The sequence below is a fragment of the Collimonas fungivorans genome (genome assembly GCF_028292705.1).
GTDB classification, from domain to species: domain Bacteria; phylum Pseudomonadota; class Gammaproteobacteria; order Burkholderiales; family Burkholderiaceae_D; genus Collimonas; species Collimonas fungivorans_B.
Genome location: NZ_JAQGLV010000034.1, coordinates 1 through 7,831, shown reverse-complemented (window position 1 = coordinate 7,831; position 7,831 = coordinate 1). Strand labels below are relative to the sequence as shown.

The 7,831-nt window shown below is 62.3% G+C and carries 8 protein-coding genes; 2 read left to right on the top strand and 6 right to left on the bottom strand.

The window, feature by feature from the left end:
* The first annotated feature begins 72 nt into the window (after window positions 1–72).
* On the top strand, window positions 73–846 hold the full coding sequence (locus JWQ61_RS01610) for a DUF3050 domain-containing protein (protein ID WP_304358972.1): 774 nt from the start codon (window positions 73–75) through the stop codon (window positions 844–846).
* 187 nt (window positions 847–1,033) lie between these two features.
* Window positions 1,034–1,624 (top strand): hemerythrin domain-containing protein, encoded by a 591-nt coding sequence (locus JWQ61_RS01605; protein WP_304358971.1) that lies wholly within the window; start codon window positions 1,034–1,036, stop codon window positions 1,622–1,624.
* Here the strand turns inward: JWQ61_RS01605 and JWQ61_RS01600 are convergent.
* From JWQ61_RS01600 to JWQ61_RS01575, 6 genes are all read right to left on the bottom strand, one after another.
* On the bottom strand, window positions 1,610–2,674 hold the full coding sequence (locus tag JWQ61_RS01600) for a hypothetical protein (protein WP_304358970.1): 1,065 nt from the start codon (window positions 2,672–2,674) through the stop codon (window positions 1,610–1,612). The two genes, JWQ61_RS01605 and JWQ61_RS01600, sit on opposite strands and share 15 nt — an antisense overlap.
* A 149-nt stretch (window positions 2,675–2,823) precedes the next feature.
* Window positions 2,824–3,090 carry a hypothetical protein gene (locus JWQ61_RS01595; protein ID WP_304358969.1) on the bottom strand — a complete coding sequence of 89 codons (267 nt, stop codon included), beginning with the start codon at window positions 3,088–3,090 and terminating at the stop codon, window positions 2,824–2,826.
* A gap of 77 nt (window positions 3,091–3,167) precedes the next feature.
* Window positions 3,168–4,007, bottom strand: a complete 840-nt coding sequence (locus JWQ61_RS01590) for a hypothetical protein (protein WP_304358968.1) — start codon at window positions 4,005–4,007, stop codon at window positions 3,168–3,170.
* A complete protein-coding gene (locus JWQ61_RS01585; RefSeq protein ID WP_304358967.1) occupies window positions 4,004–5,113 on the bottom strand; it encodes a YaiO family outer membrane beta-barrel protein in 1,110 nt (369 codons plus the stop codon). The genes JWQ61_RS01590 and JWQ61_RS01585 overlap by 4 nt, the downstream gene beginning before the upstream one ends.
* On the bottom strand, window positions 5,110–6,963 hold the full coding sequence (locus tag JWQ61_RS01580; protein WP_304358966.1) for a hypothetical protein: 1,854 nt from the start codon (window positions 6,961–6,963) through the stop codon (window positions 5,110–5,112). The genes JWQ61_RS01585 and JWQ61_RS01580 overlap by 4 nt, the downstream gene beginning before the upstream one ends.
* Window positions 6,960–7,831: hypothetical protein (locus JWQ61_RS01575; protein ID WP_304358965.1), on the bottom strand; the 872-nt coding region annotated here is incomplete at its 5' end. The genes JWQ61_RS01575 and JWQ61_RS01580, both read right to left, overlap by 4 nt.

Sequence of the window (7,831 nt, the reverse complement as noted above, 5' to 3'; positions counted from 1 at the left end):
TATTGCCGTACGGCAATATATCTGTCATTGTCGTTTTGCACACATCCGTGTGTAACCCAATGTGGAGATGACATGACAACGACCGTTGAATCACTGCAACTTATCCTCAAGGACAAGCACAAGTCATTGACAAATCATGCTGTTTTTTCCGCCATACGAACCAAGAAAGACCTGCGCCTGTTCATGGAATGGCATGTGTTTGCCGTCTGGGATTTCATGTCGCTGGTCAAGCGGCTGCAGGCGGACCTGACCACCACCGCCGTGCCGTGGTATCCCCCGGCCAACCCGCACGCAGCGCGGCTGATCAACGAGATCGTGCTGGGCGAAGAGTCGGACCTGACGCCCAAGGGCGCCATGACGCACTTTGACCTTTACCTGTCGGCGATGAAAGAGATCGGCGCTTCGACGCGGCAGATCGAACAGTTCCTGGCGATGATCAGGAAGGGCGATGCGCTTGCCGCCGCGCTCAGCCGGGCGGAAGCCGTGGCGCCGATCCAGCGCTTCGTGACGTCCACCATCAGCACCTGCAAGGACGGCCAGACGCACCAGGTGGTGGGAAGCTTTTTTTACGGACGGGAAAATGTGATCCCGGACATGTTCCAGGCCCTGCTGCAGACCTGGCGCATCGACCCGGCCAGCGTGCCTGAGCTGACCTTCTACCTGGAGCGGCATATCGAGGTCGATTCCGGCGATCACGGCCCTGCCGCGCAGCGCATGATAGACGAGATTACCGGCAACGATCCGGCCCAGTTGCGCGAGGTGCTGGAGGCCGGCATCCGCGCCATCGATGAACGCCATCACTTGTGGGACAGCTTGCTGGCCGCCCTGCAGCGCTCGCCTTCCTGACCGGTAGCCGCCTAGCCGTCCGAGGCCGGACATGACTGTCTGGCCCCGGGCGTCGATGTTGTAAAAAATATCTGTGAATTGCAAATAAGAAATCTATTTCCGTGTGGAATTTAATGTATTATTGTTGCGGATAGGCAATTATAAGAACGAGCAAGTGTTATCTTTTTGTGAACTGGGGAGGCGAACCATGTGGCTGAAATCCATTTTCAACAAACCCGCAACCAGTACGCAAGACGAGGGGGCGCATGAAGTTGCCAGCAGACCGGCCGCCACCCAGCCGCCAGCAAGAAAAACAATGCCGATAGCCGAGCGTGCAGAACTGCTGCAGCCGGCTAAAAGCGCCAACAACCAGATCCAGTACGACGACAAGCTGATCCCCCAGCTCAAGGGCGACCATGCGGCCCTGCTGCTGATGTACTCCTCGGTGGCCAACAGGATGAACGCGGGCGCCTGGGATGCGGTGCCGGCTACCTTGCGTGAAATGCGCATGGCGATGTACGGCCATTTGCTGACCGAGGGCGTCAAGCTGTACTCGTACATGCGGCGCAGCCTGGCCGAAGAGCCCAACCTGCTCGATGTCTATCGTTCCTATAAACGGGAAATGGATGGCATCGGCCGCGTTGCGTTTGATTTTTTCGACAAGTACCAGGGCAAGGACTGGCTGGCGCTGCCGGATGCGCGCTCGAATTTCAAGGCCGAATTCGAAAACCTGGGCAAGGTGCTGGTGGACCGCATCACGCGCGAAGAAAATATCCTCTACCCTTTATATATGCCCTGATAGCTGCCAGGCGCCGTCGCGATAGACCAGTTCGTCATCCAGGTAGACCGCCTCGGTCACCGCAAACACGTCGATGTGGTAACGGGCGCTGGTGCGCTTGATGTTGGGTTTGCTGTAGACGCCATGCTTGGCGCCCAGCGACAGGTGGATGCCGCACATGCGCTCATACGTGCCGATGTCGCTCACTAGCCGTTCCCGCGAAAACGCGCGGTTCATGCCGAAGCCTAGCTCGCGCAGCCACACTTCGCCCTCGTCGGCGCGGATATTGGCCAGCACCTGGTCGAAATCGGATGTGGAATCGATCACTTCGCTGACCCGCCCTCTGCTGATCACCAGCGTGATCGGCTGCTCTGGCCGGTTGACCCGGAACGAGGTATCGCCGAACACAAAAATGCGCACACGCCCGTTGACCGCTTCCAGGTCTTGCGCTTCGGTGAACACTTCGCCGATCGGGAACTGGCCGCCGACGTTGTTCATCTCGCTGTAGTCGCCGATGTTCAGCTTGGCCGGCTCGAACCGCGAGGCAAACATCAGGCGTTCGCCGCCGCTGTCGACCACGCCCATGCTGGCCTTGTCGATGCGGGCTTTCAAGGCGTAGCCGACGCCGCGGTAGTAGCCAGGGTCGTACGCCAGCGATGCGATGTAATGCAGCGCTTGCGCGCCCGGCATGCGCGACAGGTGCGGGTGCTCGATCACCTTGAGGCCGCGCTTGAACAGTTCGACGCGGATGCGGAACGCCTCAAGGCGGAAATTGGTGGACTGGACCAGGATCACCAGGTCGTTCGCTTCAAGCGCGGCAAACGCAGCCAGCACGGCCTCCGGCGCGACGGCGTCGAAGTCGATGAAGGTGGCGGCAGGCAGGCAGCGCCGGTAGGCTTCGGTGAGCGCCACGGCGAGTTCGCAGCGCGTGTCCGACACCACCACGGCGGCGTGCGGCGGCGCGTGCTGGATCGCCAGGGAGAGAATGTCGCGCAGGTGCTTTTCCGCAGCGTCAATCGCTTCCTTGCCTATCGTGCATGCCGGTTCTTGGTTCGCAGTTGGGAGAATCATCAATTTACCGTATCGGGAACACAGGAATGCCGTGTCATAAAATCAAGCCTTGATGACGATGCGGCTCCTGCTGGACCGATATTTTAATCGACAGCCGGGATTGGTCCCGCTGTTGGTCCCGATATTGGTCCCGCTATCGGCCGGATTGCTCAGGCAGCCAGGCCCTTGGCCAGCAGCTCGGCCACCAGCTGGTTGAGGTCAAGCTGACGTTCTTTTGCCAGCGTCTGCAGCTGTTGCACCAGGTCCCCGTTCAACTTGACGGCAAACGGCACCAGTCCTGCCGCCTGGTCGCGCTTGCGCTGCTCGCGGCGATCGATCGTTGCGGCATCGCCGCCGCCAAAAGCGGAAGCGCCCGGGGCGGCCATTTTCCCCATGAGCTTCTTGGCGTCGCTCTTGGCCATTCCTGTTTTTTTCATTATGGATATCCTTGTAGATTAACAATACGCGTTGCGCGCAGTATAAGCCACGCCGGGCCGGCGCCGCGTCATTGATGCTATTCGCGCCGTTCCCAGCTCATGGCCCAGGAATAAAAACCGACCAGTGCGCCGAACTGGAGCAGGCTGGATCCCAGCAGGTAGATCAGGGGATGCCAGAGCAGCGAATATTGCAGCATCACCCAGGCGGCAAACGTGTACTGGAACGGCGTCAGCACGATCAGGTAAACCACCGCCATCAGCGACAGCAGGATCTTACGGGGAATGCCGAAATCGAAAATGTTGTACAGCAGGCCGTAAATCCAGGGCGTCAGCAGCAGCAACACCATCGACGCCTGCGTCAGTGCGGAAATGGAGGATGCAGACTGGTAGGGGAATTCCGCCGCCCAGAAATAAAAATAGAACTGGCTGGCCAGCTGGATCATGGCCACCACGCGCAGCGTGTAAGAGATCGGCAGCATGCGCGCCGGCAGCAAAGCGGTGACCAGCAGGAGCGCGATGCTGGCCAGCATGCCGGTCCACCATTGCACTGGGGTCGGCAGCGCGGCCTGGACGTAAGCGTAAGGCACGGATTGAATGCCGGGAAACGAGGTTTTGTCGGCTTTCAGCATCATGCCGTCGCCGAGGCTGCTGGCCCAGAAGCGGATGATTCCTGACCACAGGTCCGCGATCAAAGGCCAGGCAAGCAGGGTGCAAAAGAAAATCAGCGCCGGCACCAGCAGCACGTCTATCCAGCGCGAGCGCGGAAAAGACAGGCGGCGCAGGGCGCGGTGGGTCTGGATCAGCTGGCCGCCAAAGCCGGCGAAACGAGGATTGATTGCAGCGTCCCTGCGCGTTTTGACATGGACTTTTGTCTTGCCGGGTTTGTCTCCGGCTACCGCGTCCCGCGCCGGTTTCATCTGAAGCTCCAGCGCCAGCCGAGGCTGAACGAGAGCCGGTCGTAGACCGGACTCTGGTAATACTCCAGCGCCGCCAGCAGCATGCTGTCGCGGCTGATCCTCTGGCGCCACTGGATGCTGGCGGTATCGCTTTTGAAATTGACCAGCTCGGGGCCGCCCGGCAATACCTTGTAGGTTTCCTTGGCGTGCTCGTAACGAACGATGATCGCGCGCCGGTCGTCATTGCCGAAGGTGGCGGCGATGTATTGGCTGGGGCCCAGTATAGCGCCGGGATCGGCCCAGTTCAGGCGCACGCCGCCTTCCACCACCAGCCCGCTGAAGTAGGCGATGCCGGTGAACAGCAAGCCCTTGTCGGAGCGCGCGCTTTCATTGCCTTTGGCATAGTAGCCGCCGATGCCGGCGACATACTGGCGTTCGCTGCCGAATTTCCGGTAAGCGGTGGCATCGGTGCGCCAGCTGGAAAACAGCGGACTGTTGCCGACGCCGACGCCGACAGTGGTGTAGTAGTCTTTCGACAAATCGTGGGTGAGCGAGACATTGCCGTAGTTGCCGCTGAACCCGAAGCGGGATTGCTGCGTCAGTTCTCCCTGCACCACGCCGAGCGACGTCACCGCCGTGCCGCGCAGCGACATCAGGCGGGCATGCCCATAACCGTTACTCATCCTGCCGTCGCCGCCGACCAGTTCCAGGGCGGCGCGCTCGGGTGTCAATTCCGCCCCCGCGGCGGGAGGCGCCTCGGCCGGCATCAGCGGGATAGGCGCGGCGTCGACAGGGGTGGCCAGCGCTAGCACGGCAGGTCGGGCATCAGCCGCCGGCGCCGCTGCAGGAGCGGTAGCAGGAACAGCAGTAGGAACGACAGCAGGAGCAGCAGTAGGAACGACAGCAGGAGCGGCCGCGGCCGCTTGCGCCGGCGCGCTGTAGATCGACAGCAGGCGTTCGTGCTGCAGGCGCGGCACCAGTATGCCGGGATTTTCGCCGGTTGCCGCGCAGGCTGGAACCGAGGCATAGCAGAGCGACAGCCCCAATGCCGCCATGGCGGTCCTGGCGGCCGGCGCCGCATGGCGATCCGAGCATGGCAAACGACGGTTCTTGGCGGCTGTATTCAAGGCGATGCTTTCTCTATCAACGGCGTTGAAATGCGAAGTTGCCTCACGTCTGCGGCGATCACGGCCCAGGTGTCGCCGCGCTGTTCCACCTTGGCCTTGCCGCCAGTGATGCGCGGTTCGGCATACAGCGCAACCGGGAACAGCCAGGTTTGCTGTTTCAATGAGGCGGCATTGGCAGCATCGACCACTACGGCGTGATTGTCATTAGAAATATTCCATATTGTCTGTTCCCGGCGATTCATGAAGCGCGCCAGATCCGTCATGGTGCGCCAGCGGAAGCGTCCGTTTTTTGCGGCGGCGTCGGCGGCCAGCATCAGCTGGTCGATGGCGTCGGGATACAGCACGGCGCCTGGCGGGTGGAAATAAATCAGCCTGATCTGCCCGCTATTCTCGGTAAATTGCACCAGCGACGTCAGCCAGCTGCTGATTTCGCTTTCCGGCACATGTTCGGTATAGGCTTCTTCGATGGTGCTGATGTGGCCGTAGGTCTGCACCGGGAACGACCAGATATGCGGATCGCGGCGGCCGTCGCGGTAGGTGTGGGTCGGCCCCTGGCCGATATTGCCGGTGAAGTAGTAAGCCAGCACCTGCTGCCCGTCAAGCCAGTCGGTGACCCAGACCGGCTGGTTGCCGGTAGGTGCCGAGTATTCGGTTTGCCGGTGTCCGATCAGGCGCGCCACGGCGTCGGCGTTTTGCTGCAGGTAAGGCGTCATTTGTTCCTGGTTGCCGTCGGCCAGGTTCTTGCCGAACCAGTCGTGTATCCAGCCGCCGTGGCTGCCGATTTCATTGCCCTGGTCGCGCAAGGACTGCAGCAATGCCTGGAATGGCCGGTTGCGGCTGAGGTCGACGCCGAGGCCGTCGCCGAATGCGCGCTGGTCCGGCCCGGCGGTGACATGGATGCTGAACGGACCGCGCTTGAATACGCCGGCCTTGATCAGCTGCTCCATGGCCGGAATGCAGATCTTGGCGTCGCAGTGCCAGTTCAGCACCAGGCCGCCGATTGCTTCCGGAGCGGCCGACAATTGCGGCTGGCCCATGATGCGGTTCGCGAAGTAGTGCAGGAAACCATGCATCAAAATGCCGTCGGTACGCAACTTCAGATAGCCCAGGGGCAGGTTGACGAACAGCACTTGCCCTTTGCCGTAGGCATGTTCGCCGGCGATCACGGTGTTTCCTTCGGCTTGCATGCGCACCGTTCCGGCATAGCTGTCGCCGGTATGCAGCACCGGATAGCGCAGCGTGTCTTCGCCGTAGCCCGAGAGCACCGCCTGCGCGCCATCCTTGATCCAGCGCCCCGGCGGGATATGCAGCGCTTGCATGATTTGCGGACTGCCAGCGATGGTCGGGTTGAACGACATGCGTTCCTGCAGCTTGCCGTACATCGCGTAGTCGGTGCCGGCCAGCGCGGAAAGGCGCGAGGCCGGTTCGGCATAGTAGCCGTTCTCGTCCAGCACGCCGGCGTCGCCGACCAGCATCAGGGCGCCGCCGTTTTCCACGAAGCGGCTGACCTGGTTGACGAAGGCGGTGCTGATGCGGCGATGGATGGTGTCCGGCAAGATCACGCCGGCAAACGGCCGTTCGCCTTGCAAGCCGTGCCGCGAGAAAGCCGATGCGGTAATGGCTTGCAGGCGGATTCCTTCTTCCGCGGCGGCGTCCAGCCAGGCCGCGGCAAACAGCCGGTTGGCATCCGACATGTCGTCCGGCAGCAGCAGAGCGATGGGGTCGCTTTGCCATTGCGCCGGGCTGACCTGGCTGATGCGATAAATCCAGGCCGCCGCCGCGGCGATCACGGCGCCGGCCAGCAAGGCCAGCAGTATCCTGGCCAACCCGGGTCGATATGCGGCGTTCATGATGACGGCTTGCCGTCCAGCGCATTGATCAGGCCGATGCGCACGCCTTCCTCGACAACGTTCCAGCGCCCGGCGGCGCGCCAGGCATCGCAGTTTTTCAGCCAGCTGCGTGCGGTCGGTGCATCGCCGGCCCGGTAGCCGGCCCAGGCGATCAGTCCCCATGGATAGTGATCGCTTTCGCCGGCCAGCCATTGTTTTCCGTAGCGTTCCATCCAGGCACGCCAATAACGTTGGCCGCTGGTTCCGCTGCGCAGGTCGTACAGCCACAGGTAAACCGGCGCCACCGCGCTCGGATAGAAACCGGGCGGCGTCGGCGGCATGCTGGCGCGTTGCGGTTCAAGGGAGCCGTCCGGATCGTAGCCGTAGTTGCGCCGCAGTCCTATGAGCATGCCGGCGGCGCTCGGCAATGCCGCCAGCTGGACTGCGAAGCGGGTCGCCGTTGCCGGTTGCCGGCGCAGCTGGTGCAGGGCGCCTATCACTTCGACATTGTCGGCAAAATAGGCAGCGCTACCGCCAGGCAACGCGCGGAAAGTCTGTTGCGCCGGGTTCCACAGGCTGGCCAGGTGCGCCAACGACCTGGCGCAGCTGGCGGCCAGCACGCGGTCTGCCGGCAAGACTCGCGCTGCCAGCAAGCACCAGAGGGCGTCGAGGGAGTCATCGGCATCTGCCGGACCGCAGGCCAGCCAGTCCGTCGCGCCGCTGCGGCAGATGCGCGGGAAGGGGCCGTCGGCCTGCTGGAAAGGCAGCAGCCAGTGGGCGAATGCCGAGGCCGCCGGAGCGACGTCGAGGCCGAGGCCATGCGCGGCCAGCAGGGCCGTCAGCGCGAAGTACGGCTCGACATAATCGCCCTTGGGAAAGACGGTGATGG